Genomic DNA, 18,355 nt, shown 5'->3' on the forward strand with positions numbered 1-18,355 from the left:
CGCCTGCGGCAGCGGCGGCGGCTCTGCGAGCTTCGGCTTCTGCACGGTGACGCTCGGCGCGAGCCAGTCCATTGCCTTGAGGCTGATCACGAACGAGATCAGCACCACCGTGATCCCGAGCGCTATCGTCCTTGGATGCATCGGTAGACGCATCATTCCCCCGGATGAAAATCAACTTGACGGGTTGTACAGGCCCCCTGACGAGGGCGCCAGTGTGGCGGGATCAAGCTGCTTCAGGGGCGATGGCGTTAAGGTTTATGAACGCGACAACGGCTCCGGCACGAAGTGCCGGAGCCGTTGTCGAGGACGCCTTTGTTAGGGATGCCTTGGAAGGGCGGGAGTTAGCGGACGGCCGAGCCAAGATCGGCGCGGCGGTCGGTCATCGGCAGCACGATCACCTTGGTGCCAACGCTGACCCGCGAATAGAGGTCGGAGACATCTTCATTGGTCAGGCGCAGACAACCGGAGGACACGCGGGTGCCGATCGTCTCCGGCGCGTTGGTGCCGTGGATGCGGTAGATGGTGCCGCCGAGATACATGGCGCGGGCGCCGAGCGGATTGCCGGGGCCGCCGGCCATATGGCGCGGCAGATAGGGCTGGCGGGCGATCATTTCCGGCGGCGGCGTCCAATCCGGCCATTCCGCCTTCTTGGTGATGGTCTGGGTGCCCGACCAGGTGAAGCCGTCGCGGCCGATGCCGATGCCGTAGCGCATGGCCTGGCCGTTGCCGAGCACGAGATAGAGATAGGTGTGCGGGGTGTCGATGATGATGGTGCCGGGCGCCTCGCGCGTCGGATAGGCGACGACCTGGCGGCGCAGGCGGGCGGGCAACTCGACCGAGCGGTCTTCCTCCTGCACCTGCGGCATCGACTGCACCGGCGGCTGCACCGTCTGGGTCGGCGGCGTCAGGATGAAGGGGAACATCGGCAGCGGTGCGGCCGCGGCGGAATCTGCGAAAGCGACGGTGCCGATCGCCAGCGCGCCGAAGGCGGCGGCAGCGAGACGCGAGTTCAGCTTGATGGAATTGAACATTGTCGACCCCTGTTGTTTGCGCCCTGCGCGCCAGTTCCGGCGCGTCGTTGGGTCAAAGCAGTACAGGCGAGGCGTTTCAGGACGTTTGCACGAAATCGCCAAAATGGTTTCGTGCCGTTAGGGAATTGTTTCGTGCGTGTTTCGTCGCACGGTTAAAGCCGGGTTGCCGGGAAGGGGGTGTCCCGCCGCAAGACAGTCTTCCTGGCACGGTGCTTGCTGTCCCAGCGCATTGTTTCGGAATGGAGTGGAAATGATGCTGGGGCACACGATCGGCAGCATGCTGGATCGGCAGAAGGGTTTCGGCCCCGGGTTCGATTTTCTCCGCATTGCACTGGCGATTTCCGTCGTCGCCGCCCACGCGCCCTATGTCGCGAGCGGCAGTGGCGACGGCGAGCAGGCGTGGATCTCCTGGTTTCCGCATTACGCCATTCTCGTGATGTTTTTCGCGCTGAGCGGGTTTCTGATCGCGGCGAGCGGGCTGCGGCTCTCCCTGAAGGAATTTCTCACCAATCGCGGCATGCGGATCATTCCGGCGCTTGCGGTCGAGATCGTGCTGTCGGCACTGATCCTCGGGCCGATCTTCACCGCGCTGCCGCTGTCGGACTATTTCACGAACTTCGGCACCTACAAATACTTCACCAACATCGTCGGCCTCGTGAACTACGTCCTGCCCGGCGTGTTCAGCGGCAATCCCGCGCCGGAGGTCAACAGCTCGCTGTGGACGGTGCCGTTCGAATATGGCTGCTACGCGCTGATGACGGTGTTCATCCTGTTCGGCCTGTTGCGCAAGCCGCCGCTCATCGTGCTCGGTGCGCTCGTGCTGGTCGGCATCGGCCTTGCGCTCGCACTCACCGGTCATAGCGCGCAACTCCCGCAACTGCCCGCCGGCGTCGCCGGCACGCTGCATGACAGGATCTTCAGCACGGCGCCGTTCCTCGGACGCGGCGCGAAGCTGCCGGTCGCGTTCATGCTCGGCATCGCGATCTATCTCTATCGTGACCGCATTCCCTACAACGGATGGCTTCTCGCCGCGTGCTGCGCGCTCTGCGCGGGCGCCGCGCTGCTTGGTCCGGCGGACTGGATGAGCCAGCCGGTGCTCAATCTGCTGGTCGCCCCGGCGCTGGTCTATATCACCGCCTATCTCGGCGTCTCGAAGCTGCCGCGGCTGCCGCTGATCTCGCGCGGCGACTATTCCTACGGCATCTATCTCTACGGCTTTCCGGTGCAGCAGGTGGTGCGGGTATGGCTGCCGCACGCGCCCGTGATCGTCCAGTTCGCGATCGCGCTGCTGCTGATCACGCTGTTCGCCGCGTTCTCCTGGCACTGGATCGAGAAGCCGATCCTGAAACTGCGCAGCCGCTTCTCCTTCGTGGCGCGCGAGCGCCTTGCGCCCGACGATGCGGCCGCGCCGCGCCAGGACATTGCGCCTCTTGCCGTTGCCGCCAGCGCTGTCCGCAGCAGGCAATCCTCCTGACGAGGAGCCAGCACTTTCGCTGTTCAGGAGCCGAGATATCCGGCCGATCCGTCCCACAGCAGCTTGGCGGCGGTGATGACCAGAATGGCGTAGCAGGCACGGTACAGCGCGCGCTGGTCGAGACGTTCGTGCAGCCGCCATCCGGCCCAGACGCCGACCGGTACCGCCGGCACGCAAAGCGCCATCAGCATCCACAGGCTGCGCGACGGCGTGGCGAGCACGAGCCACGGGCCGGCCTTCAAGAAGTTGCCGACCGTGAAGAACAGGCTGGTGGTGCCGGCGTAGAGCGTCTTCGACATGCCGAGCGGCAGCAGATAGATCGCAAGCGGCGGCCCGCCCGAATGGGCCACCATCGTGGTGACGCCGGAGGACAGGCCGGCGAACGTCGCCTTGAATGTCGAGCGCGGACGCGGCTTGATCTCGCCGCCGCCGAGAAACCACAGCGCGGCGAACACCAGCGTCACCACGCCCATCACGATCTCGACGGCATGCCGGTCGAGATCGCGCAGCACGAAATAGCCGAGGCCGATGCCGACGACGAGCGCCGGCAGCAGCATCGCGAGATCGATGCGCGACCACGTGCTCGGGCGCCAGAATCGCAGCGCGGTGACGTCCATGACGACGAACAACGGTGCCAGCAGCGCGCCCGCCGCGATCGGGTCCATCGCCAGCGACAGCAGCGGGATGCCGACGATGGCAAATCCGCCGCCGAACGCGCCCTTCATGAAGGCGATCAGGAAGACGCCGGCGAAGGCAACCGCGAGCACGAAAGGCCCGGGCAGGTCAGCGACGATGGACGTGATCATGGTGTCGTGCGAAGCGTTGTGGTCGTACTCAACATGGCCACGCGCGCCTGCACGCGCAATCCAAACATTGCTCTCGGTGCACATTGCTCTCGGTGCAATTCGGCGTGCACGCGGCCTAGCCGGCGCGCATCCGCGGCAGGCCCGGCTTGTCGCCGTTGATCACGGCGCGGCGGTCGGAGACGGCGTGATGGAATTGCTCGAGCGTCAGCCCGATCACCGAGAGGTCGCCTTCCTCGATCGCGCCGTCGTCGTAGCAGTCGAGCGCCTCGCGCAACAGGGCATCCGCGTCGCCCTGCATGGCCGCGAGCTGTTCCGGCGTCTCGGCGCCGCGCACCTGCGAGATCAGCGTCAGCAGATTGTCGCGATGGGTGATGTAGTGCTCGCGCTCGTCGCGCTTCACGTAGTGGCGCAGCCAGGCGCCCGCGGAGCCAAGGCCGGAGAGCAGCAGGATGCCGCCCCAGATGTAGTCGGAGTATTTTTCGAGGAAGGTGCGCTCGGTGCCGTCGATATAGGCGGCCGCGCCCTGATGCGCCGGCAGCGCGGCGTCCTTGTCGGTGTCGGGCTTCTCGATCTTTGCCGCCGCCGGCAGATCGCGCGCGACCTGGAGGCGCAGCGTGAACAGCTGCCGGTCGAGCGCGCCGACGGTCGCCTCGCTCAGCGCATGTTGCGCGATGATGAGGTGATTGACGCTGACGGTCTCAACCTTGTCCTCGGGCCGCGCCGGCGACGACGAGAAGATGCTGCCGGCGATCTCCTCGGACTCATAGCGCGGATGCTTTTGCGCGATTGCCTCCGAGACATCGATCGGGAGGAAGACCGGCTCGCCGCGCGCCGCCGCCGTTGCCGTAATCGCTTCCGCCGTCACCTTGCTGTCGAGCGGGCCGACGGTCATGTAGGCATCGAGCGAGGGATCGCGCGCGAGGTCGGCGATCTTGTTGACGGCGAACTGGCTGACCGCGACCTTGTCGGGGTTGACGCCGGACTCGGTCAGGATCACGCGCAGCAGCGTGACATTGGCCTGGGTGCTGCCGACCACGCCGACCTTGTGGCCGGCGAGGTCGTCGATGCTCTTGATCTTCGCGGACCGCCGCTTGCCCTTGGCGCCCGAGGGCGCCCACAGCACGACGACATTCTTGCGCAGGATCGCAACCGACTCGGCGCTCGCGGGCAGATCGAGGTCGCCGCGCACCACCGCGAGGTCGACCTTGTTCGCCGTGAACAGTGCGATGCTCTCGGCGGAGCCCTGCGTCGTGACCGGCTTCAGCCGCACCGAGCTGCCGTCGTGCGTAAAGACCTGGGCGAAGCCCTGGATCAGCTTGACGTCCTCGCTGCCGGTCGGGCCGACCGCGATCGCGAGCGTCACCGGACGCAGCGCGTAATACAGCGCGCCGGCGGCGAGGCCGAACACAAGCATGCCGGCCGCAAGGATCAGCAGCGACGAGTTTCGTCTCCTGAGCCTGCGGCGCTTGGCGCCGGGATTTTCACTCTGCTCTGACATCTAGCTGTCACGTTACACGAAAAACCGGCTGTTTGCCGTGAAAAACAACCTAACATTTCGATGACGTCATACGTTTGAAACATCCATGTCAGAACGTCGTGCGAGCAGAATCAAGATTAACGATTTGGATCTCCTGCAATGCGCATACTCGTTGCGACCGATGCCTGGCATCCGCAAGTCAACGGCGTGGTCCGGACGCTGACGTCGCTTGCGCGCAGCGCAGCCGGGCTGGGCGCCGAGATCGAATTCCTCACTCCCGACGGTTTCCGCTCGGTCGGCGTGCCAACCTATCCGGGCCTGCGCGTGGCGCTGCCGAACCGCCGCGAGATCGCGCGCCGGATCGAGGAGGCTGCGCCCGAGGCGATCCACATCGCGACCGAAGGGCCGATCGGCTGGGCGGTGCGCGGCTATTGCCAGCGCAACAAGCTCGCCTTCACCACATCCTATACAACGCGCTTCCCGGAATATGTTTCGGTTCGTACCGGCATTCCCGACAGCGTCGGCTATGCGGTGCTGCGCCACTTCCACGCCGCCGGGTCGATGACGATGGTCGCGACCGACTCGCTGCGCAGCGAGCTCGCCGAGCGCGGCTTCCGCAGGCTGGGCTTCTGGACCCGCGGCGTCGACACCAGGATATTCAATCCGGACCAGCCGGCTGTGCTCGATCTGCCGCGGCCGATCTTCATGACCATGGGCCGCGTCGCGGTGGAGAAGAATCTCGACGCCTTCCTGTCGCTGGACCTGCCGGGCTCCAAGGTCGTGGTCGGCGACGGCCCGCAAAGGGCGGCATTGGAACAGAAATATCCCGACGCGATTTTCCTTGGCGAGAAGAAGGGGCAGGATTTGACCTCGCACCTCGCCGCCGCCGACGTCTTCGTGTTCCCGAGCCTGACCGACACCTTCGGCGTCGTGCAGCTCGAGGCTCTGGCCTGCGGCACGCCGGTCGCGGCATTCCCGGTCACCGGCCCGAAGGACGTCATCGCCAACCATCCGATCGGCGCGATCGACAACGACCTGCGCAGCGCCTGCCTGCGCGCGCTGACGATGTCGCGCGCGGACTGCCGCAATTTTGCGTTGGAGCGTTCCTGGGAAAACAGTGCGCGTCAGTTCATCGGCAATCTGGCCACGTTGCAGCCGAGCCGCGCGCCGCGGCCCGCCCGTCGCGTTGCCGGCCGCAGCGCGGTTCCGAATTAACAGCTCAATCGAACGAGAGACGAGAGACGATCTATGGCTGAAATCATCAAGCTGGGTGCCGACCGTTCCATGGACTTCGACCGCGAGACGGTCGAGCAGGCCTATGACCGCTGGGCGCCGATCTACGACCTCGTGTTTGGCGGTGTGTTCAGCAAGGGCCGGCAGGCCGCGATCCAGGCCACCAACAAGATCGGCGGCCGGGTGCTCGAGGTCGGTGTCGGCACCGGCATCTCGCTGCCGCTCTATAGCCAGAACGTCCGCATCTTCGGCACCGACATCTCGGAAGCGATGCTGGAGAAGGCCAAGAAGCGGGTCGCGGAGCGGGGTCTGAAGAATGTCGAGGGCCTCGCGGTGATGGACGCCGAGAAGCTGGAATTCCCCGACAACTCGTTCGACGTGGTGATGGCGCAGTACGTGCTGTCGGCGGTGCCGAACCCGGAAGCCGCGCTCGACGAGTTCGCCCGCGTGGTGCGTCCGGGCGGCGAACTGATCATCCTGACCCGCGTCAGCGCCGATGCCGGCGTGCGCCGCTTCATCGAGCAGAAGCTGCAACCGGTGGTGCGCCCGCTCGGGTTCCGGACCGCCGAATTCGCCTGGTCGCGCTACACCAAATGGCTCGCGGGCGCGCGCGGCATGGAGCTCGCGGAGCGTCGCCTGATTCCGCCGCTCGGCCACTTCTCGCTGGTCCGCTTCCGCAAGGCGGATGTCGCCAAAGCCGCCTGAGGTGGCCCGGCCGGGCGGCCCGGCCCGCCGCACCTCCCGGGTAAGGTAGCGCACAGCGCACCCCAAGCCGGGAGGCTACGATCTCCTTCGCCTGATCCCCGCAGATTTCGTCGGGATGAGGCGAGACCCTGCTCCGGTTGCGTCAAGGCGTCGCTCCGCATTGTCATATGTCATTATGATGATGTCACACGCGATACATCGAATCCCTGTAAATCCTGTTCCGAAAGATGTTGGGGGAACCAATGATCAAGAATTTCCTGCAAGAGCTGCGTACCCAGCGTTGGGATGACCATCGCTTCTACCATCACAGCCGCATCAACCAGAGCCTGCACTTCGTCAGCGCGCTGAGCTTCCTGTTCGCCTATGTGATGCTGTTCTTCGATCCGGTCGTGTCGGCGCTGGTCGGCTGGCTGGTCTCGATGACCTCGCGCCAGGCCGGTCACTTCTTCTTCGAGCCGAAGGGCTACGACCACGTCAACCAGGCGACCCACGAGCACAAGGAAGACATCAAGGTCGGCTACAATCTGCAGCGCAAGGTCGTGCTGATGGCGATCTGGGCGCTGTCGCCGATGGTGCTGTACTTCGACCCGACGCTGTTCGGCCTGTTCAAGCCCTGGGTCACGATGGGCGACTTCACCCGCCAGGTGGCCAAGATCTGGCTCGTGGTCGGCGTCGGCGGCCTCTTGTTCCGCACCGTCCATTTGTTCTTCATCCGCGACGTCGAGACCGGCCTCGTCTGGATGACCAAGATCATCACCGACCCCTTCAACGACCTGAAGCTCTATCACAAGGCGCCGCTGTTCCTGATGAAGGGCGAGCTGATCGATCCGGGTCTCGAAAAGCACGTCAAGCACGCCTGATCGTTGCTCCCAGCGTCTTCAAACTGCGTCATGCCCGGGCTCGTCCCGGGCATCCACGTTCTTAGGACCACAGCGGATACTTTCTTAGGACCACAGCGGATACTTTCTCGTTGAGCCTTTTTGATCCCACGCGCACTTTACCTCGCCCCGCATGCGGGAAGAGTTCGGATCGCGTCAGCGATCCGGGTGAGGGGGGCTCACCGCGAGTCCGTCCATTTCCGATTTTGTGGATGCAGCCCCTCACCCCAGCCCTCTCCCCGCAAGAGCGGGGCGAGGGGGCGGAGGAACAGCGCCAGCCCTCAGCGGCCGAACCTCACGGCGACCATCTCCTTCAGGATCTGCCGCTTGATGTACTTGTTGGTGAGACCGGCCTTGTGCCACCACCAGCCGTCGCGCTTCATCTTCTCGGCTGCCGCGACGAAGCGGTCGCTGACCTCGGCGAAGTCGGCGTCGGTGTAGTTGAGGGTGAAGATCAGGCGGCCGGTGCCGACCCAGCTCAGCGCCAGTCCCTCGGCCCGCAGATAGTATTGCAGCATCCAGTTGTAGCGGGACGGCTCGGTGTAATAGACGGTCCAGATCGACGAGATGTTGCCGACCCGAACCGGAAGGCTGGCGGCTTTGAGCCGGTCGTTGAGCGCCTTGGCACGGCCGTTCCAGGTCTCGTCCAGCCCGTTGTAGATCGAGCGGAAGTTCGGGCTGGCAAGCCGGCTCAGGAACTCGTCCATCGCTGTCATCACATAGGGATGCGAGTTGAAGGTGCCGCGGGCGAAGCAGATGTCGGCCGGGCGGTCGTCGCGGAAGCGCCGCATCAAATCCTTGCGGCCGCACACCACGCCGACCGGAAGCCCGCCGGCCAGGCTCTTGCCGTAGGTCGCCATGTCGGCCTTGACGCCGAAATATTCCTGGGCGCCGCCGGCGGCGAGGCGGAAGCCGACGAACACCTCGTCGAAGATCAGGACGATGCCGCGTTCGGTGCACACCTCGCGCAGCTTCTTCAGCCATTCGGTGTAGGCCGCGCGGTCGTATCTGGAGGAACGCGAGGAGTCGACCAGCGCGGAATCGCCGGGCGCGTTGGAATTCGGATGCAGCGCCTGCAGCGGGTTGACCAGCACGCAGGCGATGTCGTTGCGCGTCCGCAGCACGTGCAGCGTCTTCTCCGACATGTCGGCGAGCGTGAAGGTCTCGTGCGGCGACACCGGATTGCCGACGCCGGGCTGCACGTCGCCCCACCAGCCGTGATAGGCGCCGGCGAAACGCACGAGGCGCTTCCGCTTGGTGTGGTAGCGCGCGAGCCGCACCGCCTGCATCACGGCCTCGGTGCCGGACATATGGAACGAGACCTCATCAAGGCCGGACAGCTCGCACAGCCGTTTGACGTTGTCGGCAATGATCGGGTGGTAGGGGCCGAGCACGGGGCCGAGCGCGTGGGCGCGCTTCTCACCCTCGGCGATGCACTCCTTATAGAAGTCGTTGCCGAAGATGTTGACACCGTAGGAGCCGGTCAGGTCGTAGAACACATTGCCGTCGACGTCGGTGACGGTGACGCCGCTGGAGGCCTCGACGAAGGCCGAGGTGCCGAGATGTTCGCGCACCAGGCGGCTGTACTGGAACGGCACGCGGTAGGTTTCGGTGAACTGCAGATCGGAGATGCGCTCCGTCACCTCGGCGGTCAGCGCGCGGCCCTTGGGGTAGCGATCCCCGTAGAGGCCGGCGAGGCGGAAGAAACCGTCCTGGCGCTGCATCGCGACGTCCTTCGGCGCACCGTCGGAGCGGAAGAAGTCGTCGATGTCGAATTCGTAGTGCGGGACCATCCGCGCGACCATCTTGGACATTTTGGAATGTCCGGTCAGCGAGCGGTGCTTGGCGCGCGACAGCGCGATGCGGGCCTGAATTTTGGGGAAGGCTGCGGCGGCGCCGGCAAGCGCGGCGGCGGACAGCGAGAGAATCGGAAGGGATGTTTCCATGACAGAAGCGCTAGCCTCAGCACCTAACAGATTCATGACAGTCAAGGGCCTGATCTCGGCATTCACCCAGCAGGAAGACCTCAATTTCCTGCTCACCAACCGGATTCCGCGGGCCGCGCTGACCCGTTTCATGGGCTGGTTCTCCAAGGTCGAGAACCCCCTGGTGCGCGACGCCTCGATCGCCTGCTGGAAGCTGTTCTCCGACCTCGATCTGTCGGAGGCCAAGAAGACCGAGTTCAGGAGCCTGCATGACTGCTTCACCCGCGAGCTGAAGCCAGGCCTGCGCCGCGCAGCGGCCGATCCCGCCATTATCGCGAGCCCGTCGGACGCGATCATCGGCGCGCATGGGCGGATCGAGGACGGGCAATTGTTCCAGGTCAAGGGCGCGCCCTATTCGCTGCTTGATCTGGTCGGTGATCCGGCGCTGGTGGAGCAGCACCGGAACGGCCGCTTCGTCACGCTGCGGCTGACCTCGAGCATGTATCACCGCTTCCACGCGCCCTATGATCTTGCCATCGACAAGGTGACGTTCATTCATGGCGACGTCTGGAACGTCAATCCGATCGCGCTAAAGCGGATCGAGCGACTGTTCTGCAAGAATGAGCGCGCGGTGCTGCGCGCCAAGCTTCCAGCCGGCGAGGCGCTGACGCTGGTTCCGGTCGCGGCGATCCTTGTCGCCAGTCTCCGCCTGCATTTCCTCGATATCACGCTGAACGCGCAGTCGCGAGGCCCGGTGGATTTTTCCTGTAACGCGCATGTGAAGAAGGGCGACGAACTCGGCTGGTTCGAACACGGCTCGACGATCATCGTGCTGGCGCCCGGCAATTTCGAATTCTGCGACAACGTCGCGGAGGGAACGCGGATCAAATGCGGCGAACCGTTGCTGCGAAAGCCTGCGATCTGATCTGCGCATCGCGCTCATCGTTTGAGCAGGAAAACCGGCTTCCACTTTTCGAGATCATGCGTAGAATAGCAGGGATCGTCGTGCGACGATCCTAAATCGCAAACCTGATGGACACGAGATGGCGCGGACGCCTGTTCTGGCGGCGGGAGGCATTGTGCTGCGGCGGGAGACACCGCCGCGCTTTGCCGTCGTGCGCCTGCGCAAGCGCAATGAATGGGTGTTGCCGAAAGGCAAGCTCGACGACGGCGAGACGCCGCGCGCCGCTGCCGAGCGCGAGGTGCTGGAGGAAACCGGCCACGACGTCGACGTGCACGAATTCCTCGGCACGCTGGTCTATGATTCAGGCGGCCGATCCAAGGTGGTGCATTACTGGCGCATGGATGCCGGCGGCAAGCCGGTGCGGGCGCTGATGAGCGACATCCGCGAGGTGGACTGGCTGCCGCTCGATGAGGCACTCGAGCGTCTGTCGCGCAGCTATGAGCGCGCGTTCCTGGAAAATATCGGCCCGATCGCGCTGCAGGCCGCGGCGAACGCCGAGCGCGAGCGGCGTGCGCGGGCGAGAGCCGTGGCCGCAGAGCGCCGGCGGATTCGCGAAGTCGCTGTGCCACAGGTCATAGACGAGCAGGAGGTCGTCGACGCGCCGGATGTTGCCGATGCGGCTACGCCGGCAGAGACGCCGGCTATCGATCAGCCTCCGCTGGCGCAAAGCGAACCCGATCCGCCCGGCATGGCGCCGCAAGAGGATCCGGCGGCCGCACCCGATGCAATTGCAGAGACCGAGCGGGGCGCCGAGACGGTCGTCCCTGAACAATCGCCGACATTCGTGCACGAGGTCGTGCCGGCCGGCGCGGCACCTCAGCCCGCGCCGCGCAAGAATCTGATCGAACGCGTGCGCGACTGGCTGCGTCGCGCGGCGTGATCACCCGCACATCTGACGTCGTGCCGTTGGCTGCCAGGCGTCAATGTCACGCTGCAAGGCAAGACACTCGGCAAGACGCTTGGGCGAACCCAGGTCACGCGCCAGAAGCTGTGCCGCATGAACTTCGGCCATGGCGCCGCGAACATCTCCATGCTCCAGCTGGAGGCTGGAGATCTGAAGCCTCAGCCGCACGATCTGAACCCGCCCTTCGATGCTGGACCACAGCTGGCGGGCGAGATGAAGGTGCCGCATGGCTGTTTCGTGATCCTGCCGGGAAAGCGCGAGGATCGCCTGTGCTTCGTTGGTGAGCGCGCGGATCGAGGGCATCGGCCAGCGATCCGGACTTCCCGACAGTTCGCAGATCAATGCCTTCGCTCGAACGGTCCGATGCGTGTGCGCGGCAACCAGCGCCAGATGCGCGAGCAGGATTCCGCGTCGCTGCAGCGTCCACCAGGTCTTGCCGATCAGGCTCCGCTCGAGGCTTGCATAGGCGGCTTCCGCTTCGCCTCTCGCGAGCAGCAGCATGGCGCGGCCCGGCTCCGGGCACCAGCCCAGCGTGTAAGCCCTGTCATAGGCTTCGAGCGCTGCGTCGTCATTGCCGATCGCCGCCTGAATATCGCCCAGCACCCGGTTGGCATCGCCAAGAGACCAGGGCGCATCGCTGGTCAGGCGCGCGAGCGCGTCCTGAATGCGCGCCAGCGCTTCGTCGAGCGAGCCTCGGATGCCGAGCACCTCGGAGCGGTGCAGCTGGCACGAGCCCGTCAATTCCATGCCGCTGCCCGAGCAGAAGTTCTGGTAGCTCCGCGTCCACTGGTCGGCGCGTGCCCAATCTCCGAACATCCGGGCCGCCCAGAGGATGTTGCAATAGAGGTTGCCGCCCATGATCGGGTCCAGATTGTTGCTGGACAGGGCAACTGCGGCGGCATGGTCCTGATCGGACAATCCTCCGTGTGTGTCGCCGAGGCACAGCCGATAGAAGCCGCGATAGGCCAGGCTCAGCGCTTCGATATTGATCGCATCCTTGTATCTGACGGCGGTGTAGGCAGCGTCGGCCAACGCGAGTGCCTGTTCCGGCTCGCCATCGAAAGCAGCCAGCTTCGACTTCATCCATAACACCAGGGCCGTCGTCGGAGGATCGTCGAGCGTTGAAGCCCAATCCTCGGCCCGCGCGAGCCAGCCCTTTCCGATCGCGGCCTGGCCGCTTTCGAAATGCAAAGCCGAGAGCGCGATCGCATCGACCGTGGCGCCTGCGGCGTCACCGGCCTGGCTGCGTGCGCCGACCGCGCGAACCAGAATCGGAATTGCTGCCGTGGCCCTGCCGAGGCACTGCAGGGCAAGCGCCCAATCGTGCAGATCTTCAGGGCTGAGCTGGCCGCTTTCATCCGCGCTCGCGAACAGGGTCGCTGCCTGCAACCACAATTGTCCGGCCGCTGCGCGTCGGGCGAGACCGATTGCACCGACGGTGCCATCGACTTGCTTGGGGGCGATGCGTTCCGGCTGCCGGATCTCGGACTCGAGGAAGAAGCGATAGCCCTTGCCCGGCAGATTTCGGATCGCGCCGTCCATGCCGCCGTGGCGCAGCGCGGCGCGCAACGCACTCACCGCCCGCTGCAGCGAGTTGTCGGTGACCGTCACATCCGGCCAGACGGCTTCGAGGAGTTCTTCCTTGGAGATGACCCGGTCGCGGTGTCGAACCAGATAGATCAGCAGATCGAACACACGCGGCTGCAATGGGACCTCTTGGCGCGCGCACAGCAACACGCGTCCAGCTTCATCAAGCTCGAACAGTCCAAATGAGAATGCCATGTGTATGAGTTGGGGCTCGGCGGAAAAGGTTCAGGCAAGGATCAGACAAAGATCAGGCAATGATCAGTCCGCGGTAAGGACAGTCGGCATCGTCAGCGCCTATAGCTCATCGTGGCTCGCCATGAGCGCAGCCTGCTGTTCAACAGCCGCAACCGAGGAGATTTCGATGGAACTCTATGTCATTCGCCGCCCGAGCGCCTGGGCGAACATGAGCGAACTGGAACTCGCCGGCGCAACCTCCGCCAGGATCGGCGACGAGCAGATGCCGGACCGTGTCCGCTGGATCCGCAGCTATGTGGTGCATGAGGCGGATGGTCGCATCGGCACATTCTGCATATACGAGGCGCGTGACGGTGACTCGATCCGGGAGCATGCGCGCTGCGTCGGCATGCCGGGCGAGGAATTCTACAAGGTCGCGGCAACCGTGGTGGTGCGCGGTGATCCGGTCCAACCGCCCATTGCAGCCGAATGACGCCTGCGCGGCGTCGCTTGGCGTATCCCGACCAAACCTGATCCGGAGCGCCATCACACTTCGATCAAGGAAACAATTATGTCGATTTCATTCATGGAATCCATTTCAAGTCCGGTACGAAGGCATTTTTCCTTCCTGCTTTTGCGGATCCGCCGGATCGTCAATCAATCGGTCGCAGGCATGCTCGCCCATCGCGAGCGGCAGGCCAGTCGCCTGATGCCGCGCGAGGCCGGCGGCCAGTCGAAGGACGCCGGGAACCGCTGCTCACGGCCGATCGGGCGAAGCGCACTGCTCGGGCTTGTGATCGCGGGTTTGTCCTCACCCGTATTCACCCGAGCGGAGGAACCTGTCGTTCGGGAGCATCGTGCAGCTCCGGCGCAGCAGGCCGCCTCGACTCAGCCTAGCAGCCACGGCTGCAGGCATCGCTCGGACTGGAGCATAGTTGCCGCATCGACCATCCCGGTCCTGCTCGACCGCCGTACGTAGTGCGCAGCACATTTGAAGTCATTGCACCGCTCGACGCCGTTTTGGCGCAACTCGCGGACTCTCGGCGAAGCCGGCGGCCTCGCCGCGAGCCGCACCACATTTCAAAGGAGATGCACATGAACGTTCAGACCGAAATGCCGACCATCGATCTGGCCGCCGTCAAGGCGCGCCAGCAAGCCACCTGGAGTTCGGGCGACTACGCGATCGTCGGCACCACGCTCCAGATCGTCGGCGAGATGCTCTGCGAGGCAGTCGACCTGCGCAGCAATCAAATGGTGCTCGACGTCGCCGCCGGCAACGGCAATGCGACGTTGGCCGCGGCGCGGCGCTTCGCCGACGTGGTCTCGACCGATTACGTCGCGGCGTTGCTCGAGCGCGGCCGCGAGCGGGCGGCCGCGGAGCATCTGCCCGTCACGTTCCAGGAAGCGGACGCGGAGAAGCTGCCGTTTGCCGACGCCAGCTTCGACGTCGTGCTGTCGACCTTCGGTGTCATGTTCACCGCCGACCAGCAGCAGGCGGCGAATGAACTGCGCCGCGTCTGCCGCATCGGCGGCAAGATCGGCCTCGCAAGCTGGACGCCGGAAGGCTTCATCGGCCAGCTGTTCAAGACCATCGGCAAATATGTGCCGCCGGCGCCGGGCGTGAAATCTCCCGCGCTGTGGGGCACCGAAGCGCATCTCGGCGCCTTGTTCGGCCCGCAGGCGACGCTTGATGCCAAGCGCAGGCACTTCAATTTCCGTTACAGGTCGCGCGAGCATTTCCTCGAGATCTTCCGCACCTATTACGGGCCGGTGCTGAAGGCGTTCGGAGCGATCGATCCGGTCAAGCAGCAACTGCTCGCCGCCGACATGTTCAGCCTGATGGACCAGTTCAATATCGCCAGGGACCGCACGCTGGTGATCCCGAGCGAATATCTGGAGGCCGTGATCACCAAGCGCGGCTGACCTGCCGGTCGATCTGTGCATGGCGCCGGCGTAACTCGCCGGCGCCATTCGCTCGTTTGATCGACATTGCTGCGATCACTCGGTTACTGGCGCTTGTCCCTGGGCGGAGGCTTCGCGCCGCGTGGCGGAGGCGGCGCGCGCCGTTGCTGGAAGCCGGGCCGCGCCTGCACCGCGGGCCGTTGCATGCCCGGACGCACGCCCGGTGCGGCTTGCTGGATACCGGGTCGCATCTGGCCGGGCGCCTGCGGCATAGGCTGCGCGGTGCCTTGTCGCGGCGCGCCCGGTTGACCCGGCTGGGGCGCTGGTTGTCCTGGTTGGCGCACGCCGCCCGGGGCCTGGGTGCGGCCGGGCTGCAGACCGCCTTGCCGAGCCGGCGATTGTTGTCCGCCGGGTTGCGTCGTGCCGCCTTGGCGCGCTGGCTCTTGCGTGGGGGCTTGGCGCGTTGGCTGTTGTCCCGCCGGCTGTTGTCCGGCTGGCGTCTGGACGCCGGGCGCGTGTGGCAGCGTCGCGCCGCCGGGTTGGCCGGGCAGCGCATGCTGTGCGCCGCCTTGCTGCTGCGTGCCGGGTTGCTGCTGCGAACCTTGCCGGCCAGGCGTGCCCGGTTGCTGCCCGGGACGGTTCGGCTGGCCGGGCTGCTGCATCTGGCCCGGACGATTCTGCTGACCCGGCTGCTGCGGGGCGTTGCGGTTCTGGCCCGGCAGGCCGTTCTGGCGCTGCGGGTTCGGCTGCACCGGCTGGCCGCGGTTCGGATAGGGCGCTGCCGGATTGGCCCTGCGGAAGTCGGGATTGGCGCGGCGGAAGTCGCGCTGCTCGGTCACGACCTGACGGCCCAGCGTCTGCGCGCTATGGACCTGGCGCACAAAGCCCTGGTCGCGCGTGATCTGTTGCGGCGAGATCGTCAGCGCTACCGCGGCGAAGCGGGCGCCGCCGGTGCCCGGACGAATCGCAAAGCCGCTCGCGCCGCGCGTCAGCACGCCGAGCGAGGCGCCGCTGCGGTCGTTGACCTCGATGCGGCCGACATGTCCGTCGGCGTCGGGATAGAGCTTGATGCCGACATTCCTGCTGGTCGCGGTGGCGCCTTCGGGCACCTCGACGAGGCCGGTGGTGCCGCGGATGCCGAGCGTCGCGGTCGGGGTCGAGATCTTCATGTCGCCGGTCTTGGCGACCGCGGCGGCAACGAAGGCCGCCGTTCCCTTGGTGACGTTGAACAGCGCGCTGTTCTGCGGGCCGCCGTCCTCATAGACGTAATTGTCGATCGTGATCCGGGCATTGGCGCGCAGGTTGAAGGTGGTGCCGTCGTTGAAGGTGATGCCGAGCGAGGAGGTCGCTGATGTCGCGACCTCGTCATTGGCGAAGATGTCGTCGCGGATCTGCAGCGGCGTCGCGGTGTTGTTGCGCGTGACGGTCGCGGTTCCTGTCAGTGTTGCCACGTTGCCGATCGGCTCGGGCGCTGCGGGCTGCGCACTCGCGGCCGGCGCCGGCGTTGCAGGCGCGGGTGTTGCGGGAGCAGGCGTAGCCGGCGTCGCGCTCGGCGCCGGGGCGGGCGCCTGTGCAGGCTGCGCCTGTGCGAGCTGCGTCAAGCCCGGTGCGGCATTGGCCGTTGGTTGCCAACCGATCGTGACGCCGGCGCCAAGCAGAAGCGCAAAGAGAAAGCTGCGGCGCATCGCCATCGATTCCCGGGGGAGGCAGTGGGGACGGCAATTGAGCCGCGTCAGGCTGAATGCCGCATGAACGATTCCGCCTTGTTGTCATGGCGGACCGAAACGATCAAGCACCGCGCTCCGTTGTCGGAAGCGCGGTGCTTGGTCGCTGTTGGGGTTTTGCTTAGCCGCGCTTGTGAGGAGTGATATTGAGCGGTTTCGCCGGCTTGGCCGCGGGCGCATAATTCGCGGGTTGCGCAGCCGCCGGCGGCACGTAGTGGAACACCGCCTTGCAGCCGTCGCTGAGCAGCGCGCGCTGGCGGACCATGCAGGCGGTGACGCGATCGACGTCGGGAATTTCCGAGCTGCACAGCCGCATGGCGTCGCTGGTGCACATCTGCTGCTGCTCGTCGGTGTAGGCATAGGACGCCGAGGTCAGCAGACCAAGCGTGAACGCGGTTGCCGCCAGCAGTTTGCCGTGACGAAGCGCGGAAGCGGTGAAAGCCATCATGTCCCCCTTGTGATCGCGCCGAAGCAGCGCGTTGTCGAAGCCATCACTAGGCAGGCTTGGTTTCGGCAATTCTTCGTCGCCGGGGCAAAATGGTTTCGTCGCGCGGGCCGTCTGTTTCGTCGACCACACCCCCGTCGGGGGCTACGGCGCAGCGGGCGCCGGTGCCCCTTCGAGCGCGAGCACAGCCTCGCGCTGGGCCTCCGGCATGGCGCGGATGCGGCGCCTCGCGGTGAGGCGGAGCGCGGCAAAGCCGCCGAGGAACACCACGATCTTGCTCACGATGCCGAAGATCGGCATCACGACGGCCCATGTCGTGATCTCGCAGGTCAGCGCGACGAAGGCGTTCACACCGGCGGAGACGAACATCAGGGCGGCCCAGGCGTAGCCGACCTTGACGGCGACATCGGGCACGACCTTCTGCGCGATCCCGGGCAGATAGCGGTTGAGCCAGCCGGGTTTGAGCATCACGACTCCGACGATGGCGTAGATCACGCTCGGCTTGAACAGTACGAAGCGCGGGTCGTGGGTCAGCAGCGTGGTGGTGCCTGCAGTGACGACCAGGAACAGGCTGAGCCATTCCATGGTGTCGATCCGCTTGCCGCGCACCTTCTGGACGCCGATCTGCGCGACGCCGAATGCGATGCCGAGGCCGACCGCGAGCGCGGTGTTGTGCGTCAGCAGGAACAGAACAAGAAAGACAAGGGTCGACGCCAGGTCGAGCGCCAGCAGCCTGGCCGCGGTGAGGAAGTGCTTCATTGGTTGCCAGTCGCCCGCGGTTCAATTCATTTTCGACAATGCGGCTCTTATAGCGGGTCCGGCGACCCACATGAAGCGACCGCCGGGCAGATACAAACCATTGCCTGAAGGCGATTCGTCAACTCGACCCGCCGTTGCACAGCAGCGGATACCAGGTCGTACTCGCGGGCTAGCTAACCCGCTTCTAGGTCCAGCCGCCGCAGAACATGCCGCCGAAGGCGCAGCCCTGCACGCGCGTCGCATTCGAGCCCCTCATCGCGATCATCGAGCCGTAGTTGTGGCGGAGTGAACGCAAAACAGCAAAGCGCCCGGCGGGGGCGGCCGCCGGGCGCTGAACTCATGCCTGTCGAATGTCCTAGAACACGCC

At 65.5% G+C, this 18,355-nt stretch carries 17 protein-coding genes and 1 pseudogene; 9 read left to right on the forward strand and 9 right to left on the reverse strand.

The window, feature by feature from the left end; genetic code table 11:
- Positions 1 to 341 precede the first annotated feature (341 nt).
- Positions 342 to 1,031: a L,D-transpeptidase gene (locus AKL29_RS17515; RefSeq protein WP_028332593.1), complete on the reverse strand. Its 690-nt coding sequence runs from the start codon at positions 1,029 to 1,031 to the stop codon at positions 342 to 344.
- A 253-nt stretch (positions 1,032 to 1,284) separates the two neighbouring features.
- Between AKL29_RS17515 and AKL29_RS17520 the strand changes: the two genes are divergently transcribed.
- Positions 1,285 to 2,505: an acyltransferase family protein gene (locus AKL29_RS17520; RefSeq protein WP_244482116.1), complete on the forward strand. Its 1,221-nt coding sequence runs from the start codon at positions 1,285 to 1,287 to the stop codon at positions 2,503 to 2,505.
- Between the two features lie 23 nt (positions 2,506 to 2,528).
- Here the strand turns inward: AKL29_RS17520 and AKL29_RS17525 are convergent, their stop codons facing one another.
- Complete coding sequence (locus AKL29_RS17525; RefSeq protein ID WP_050385016.1) at positions 2,529 to 3,311, reverse strand: sulfite exporter TauE/SafE family protein; 783 nt, start codon at positions 3,309 to 3,311, stop codon at positions 2,529 to 2,531.
- Positions 3,312 to 3,426: 115 nt separating this feature from the next.
- Positions 3,427 to 4,809 (reverse strand): TAXI family TRAP transporter solute-binding subunit, encoded by a 1,383-nt coding sequence (locus AKL29_RS17530; protein ID WP_028332590.1) that lies wholly within the window; start codon positions 4,807 to 4,809, stop codon positions 3,427 to 3,429.
- A gap of 138 nt (positions 4,810 to 4,947) precedes the next feature.
- On the opposite strand from AKL29_RS17530, the gene AKL29_RS17535 reads away from it, so the two are divergent.
- The 3 genes from AKL29_RS17535 (at position 4,948) to AKL29_RS17545 (ending at position 7,586) form a co-directional block, all read left to right on the forward strand.
- On the forward strand, positions 4,948 to 6,003 hold the full coding sequence (locus tag AKL29_RS17535) for a glycosyltransferase family 4 protein (protein ID WP_028332589.1): 1,056 nt from the start codon (positions 4,948 to 4,950) through the stop codon (positions 6,001 to 6,003).
- A gap of 33 nt (positions 6,004 to 6,036) precedes the next feature.
- The gene (locus AKL29_RS17540; protein WP_028332588.1) at positions 6,037 to 6,726 is read left to right on the forward strand and encodes a class I SAM-dependent methyltransferase; all 690 of its coding nucleotides are present in this window, start codon (positions 6,037 to 6,039) and stop codon (positions 6,724 to 6,726) included.
- Between the two features lie 242 nt (positions 6,727 to 6,968).
- Positions 6,969 to 7,586 (forward strand): hypothetical protein, encoded by a 618-nt coding sequence (locus tag AKL29_RS17545; protein WP_028332587.1) that lies wholly within the window; start codon positions 6,969 to 6,971, stop codon positions 7,584 to 7,586.
- Between the two features lie 299 nt (positions 7,587 to 7,885).
- Here AKL29_RS17545 and AKL29_RS17550 read toward each other — a convergent pair whose 3' ends face one another.
- Positions 7,886 to 9,550 carry an aminotransferase class III-fold pyridoxal phosphate-dependent enzyme gene (locus AKL29_RS17550; protein WP_028332586.1) on the reverse strand — a complete coding sequence of 555 codons (1,665 nt, stop codon included), beginning with the start codon at positions 9,548 to 9,550 and terminating at the stop codon, positions 7,886 to 7,888.
- A 34-nt stretch (positions 9,551 to 9,584) separates the two neighbouring features.
- Here AKL29_RS17550 and asd point away from each other — a divergent pair, with 34 nt between their 5' ends.
- Both asd and AKL29_RS40770 read left to right on the forward strand, forming a co-directional pair.
- Positions 9,585 to 10,454, forward strand: coding sequence for an archaetidylserine decarboxylase (gene asd, locus AKL29_RS17555; RefSeq protein WP_050385007.1), 870 nt, complete (start codon positions 9,585 to 9,587; stop codon positions 10,452 to 10,454).
- 118 nt (positions 10,455 to 10,572) lie between these two features.
- Complete coding sequence (locus AKL29_RS40770) at positions 10,573 to 11,373, forward strand: NUDIX hydrolase (RefSeq protein WP_082190616.1); 801 nt, start codon at positions 10,573 to 10,575, stop codon at positions 11,371 to 11,373.
- Here the strand turns inward: AKL29_RS40770 and AKL29_RS17565 are convergent, their stop codons facing one another.
- The gene (locus tag AKL29_RS17565; protein ID WP_028332583.1) at positions 11,374 to 13,179 is read right to left on the reverse strand and encodes a winged helix-turn-helix domain-containing protein; all 1,806 of its coding nucleotides are present in this window, start codon (positions 13,177 to 13,179) and stop codon (positions 11,374 to 11,376) included.
- Positions 13,180 to 13,345: 166 nt separating this feature from the next.
- Here AKL29_RS17565 and AKL29_RS17570 point away from each other — a divergent pair, with 166 nt between their 5' ends.
- The 3 genes from AKL29_RS17570 to AKL29_RS17580 all read left to right on the forward strand — a co-directional run bounded on the left by AKL29_RS17570 (position 13,346) and on the right by AKL29_RS17580 (position 15,081).
- Entirely contained in the window at positions 13,346 to 13,651 is a 306-nt protein-coding gene (locus AKL29_RS17570; RefSeq protein WP_028332582.1) for a nickel-binding protein, read from the forward strand.
- A 78-nt stretch (positions 13,652 to 13,729) separates the two neighbouring features.
- Positions 13,730 to 14,137, forward strand: coding sequence for a hypothetical protein (locus tag AKL29_RS17575; protein ID WP_152977635.1), 408 nt, complete (start codon positions 13,730 to 13,732; stop codon positions 14,135 to 14,137).
- A 116-nt stretch (positions 14,138 to 14,253) separates the two neighbouring features.
- The gene (locus AKL29_RS17580; RefSeq protein ID WP_050385009.1) at positions 14,254 to 15,081 is read left to right on the forward strand and encodes a class I SAM-dependent methyltransferase; all 828 of its coding nucleotides are present in this window, start codon (positions 14,254 to 14,256) and stop codon (positions 15,079 to 15,081) included.
- An 83-nt stretch (positions 15,082 to 15,164) separates the two neighbouring features.
- On the opposite strand, the gene AKL29_RS17585 is transcribed toward AKL29_RS17580, so the two are convergent.
- The 4 genes and pseudogenes from AKL29_RS17585 to AKL29_RS46680 form a co-directional block, all read right to left on the reverse strand.
- Entirely contained in the window at positions 15,165 to 16,751 is a 1,587-nt protein-coding gene (locus AKL29_RS17585) for a FecR domain-containing protein (RefSeq protein WP_050385010.1), read from the reverse strand.
- Between the two features lie 154 nt (positions 16,752 to 16,905).
- Entirely contained in the window at positions 16,906 to 17,232 is a 327-nt protein-coding gene (locus tag AKL29_RS17590) for a hypothetical protein (RefSeq protein WP_063616519.1), read from the reverse strand.
- 141 nt (positions 17,233 to 17,373) lie between these two features.
- Positions 17,374 to 17,988 (reverse strand): inner membrane-spanning protein YciB, encoded by a 615-nt coding sequence (locus AKL29_RS17595; RefSeq protein ID WP_050385011.1) that lies wholly within the window; start codon positions 17,986 to 17,988, stop codon positions 17,374 to 17,376.
- A 184-nt stretch (positions 17,989 to 18,172) separates the two neighbouring features.
- Positions 18,173 to 18,265 (reverse strand): annotated as a pseudogene (locus tag AKL29_RS46680) (DUF2147 domain-containing protein); the annotation flags it as partial.
- Positions 18,266 to 18,355: the final 90 nt, after the last annotated feature.

The sequence above is a fragment of the Bradyrhizobium pachyrhizi genome, assembly GCF_001189245.1.
In the GTDB taxonomy this organism is placed as follows: Bacteria; Pseudomonadota; Alphaproteobacteria; order Rhizobiales; family Xanthobacteraceae; genus Bradyrhizobium; species Bradyrhizobium pachyrhizi.

Excerpts from the sequence above, each read along its gene's own strand:
- AKL29_RS17595 (WP_050385011.1), bottom strand. The coding sequence starts at position 17,988 with ATGAAGCACTTCCTCACCGCGGCCAGGCTGCTGGCGCTCGACCTGGCG.
- AKL29_RS17550 (WP_028332586.1), bottom strand. The coding sequence starts at position 9,550 with ATGGAAACATCCCTTCCGATTCTCTCGCTGTCCGCCGCCGCGCTTGCC.
- AKL29_RS17520 (WP_244482116.1), top strand. The coding sequence starts at position 1,285 with ATGCTGGGGCACACGATCGGCAGCATGCTGGATCGGCAGAAGGGTTTC.
- AKL29_RS40770 (WP_082190616.1), top strand. The coding sequence starts at position 10,573 with ATGGCGCGGACGCCTGTTCTGGCGGCGGGAGGCATTGTGCTGCGGCGG.
- AKL29_RS17530 (WP_028332590.1), bottom strand. The coding sequence starts at position 4,809 with ATGTCAGAGCAGAGTGAAAATCCCGGCGCCAAGCGCCGCAGGCTCAGG.
- AKL29_RS17565 (WP_028332583.1), bottom strand. The coding sequence starts at position 13,179 with ATGGCATTCTCATTTGGACTGTTCGAGCTTGATGAAGCTGGACGCGTG.
- AKL29_RS17540 (WP_028332588.1), top strand. The coding sequence starts at position 6,037 with ATGGCTGAAATCATCAAGCTGGGTGCCGACCGTTCCATGGACTTCGAC.
- AKL29_RS17515 (WP_028332593.1), bottom strand. The coding sequence starts at position 1,031 with ATGTTCAATTCCATCAAGCTGAACTCGCGTCTCGCTGCCGCCGCCTTC.
- AKL29_RS17545 (WP_028332587.1), top strand. The coding sequence starts at position 6,969 with ATGATCAAGAATTTCCTGCAAGAGCTGCGTACCCAGCGTTGGGATGAC.
- AKL29_RS17590 (WP_063616519.1), bottom strand. The coding sequence starts at position 17,232 with ATGATGGCTTTCACCGCTTCCGCGCTTCGTCACGGCAAACTGCTGGCG.
- AKL29_RS17585 (WP_050385010.1), bottom strand. The coding sequence starts at position 16,751 with ATGGCGATGCGCCGCAGCTTTCTCTTTGCGCTTCTGCTTGGCGCCGGC.
- AKL29_RS17525 (WP_050385016.1), bottom strand. The coding sequence starts at position 3,311 with ATGATCACGTCCATCGTCGCTGACCTGCCCGGGCCTTTCGTGCTCGCG.
- AKL29_RS17535 (WP_028332589.1), top strand. The coding sequence starts at position 4,948 with ATGCGCATACTCGTTGCGACCGATGCCTGGCATCCGCAAGTCAACGGC.
- AKL29_RS17575 (WP_152977635.1), top strand. The coding sequence starts at position 13,730 with ATGTCGATTTCATTCATGGAATCCATTTCAAGTCCGGTACGAAGGCAT.
- asd (WP_050385007.1), top strand. The coding sequence starts at position 9,585 with ATGACAGTCAAGGGCCTGATCTCGGCATTCACCCAGCAGGAAGACCTC.
- AKL29_RS17570 (WP_028332582.1), top strand. The coding sequence starts at position 13,346 with ATGGAACTCTATGTCATTCGCCGCCCGAGCGCCTGGGCGAACATGAGC.
- AKL29_RS17580 (WP_050385009.1), top strand. The coding sequence starts at position 14,254 with ATGAACGTTCAGACCGAAATGCCGACCATCGATCTGGCCGCCGTCAAG.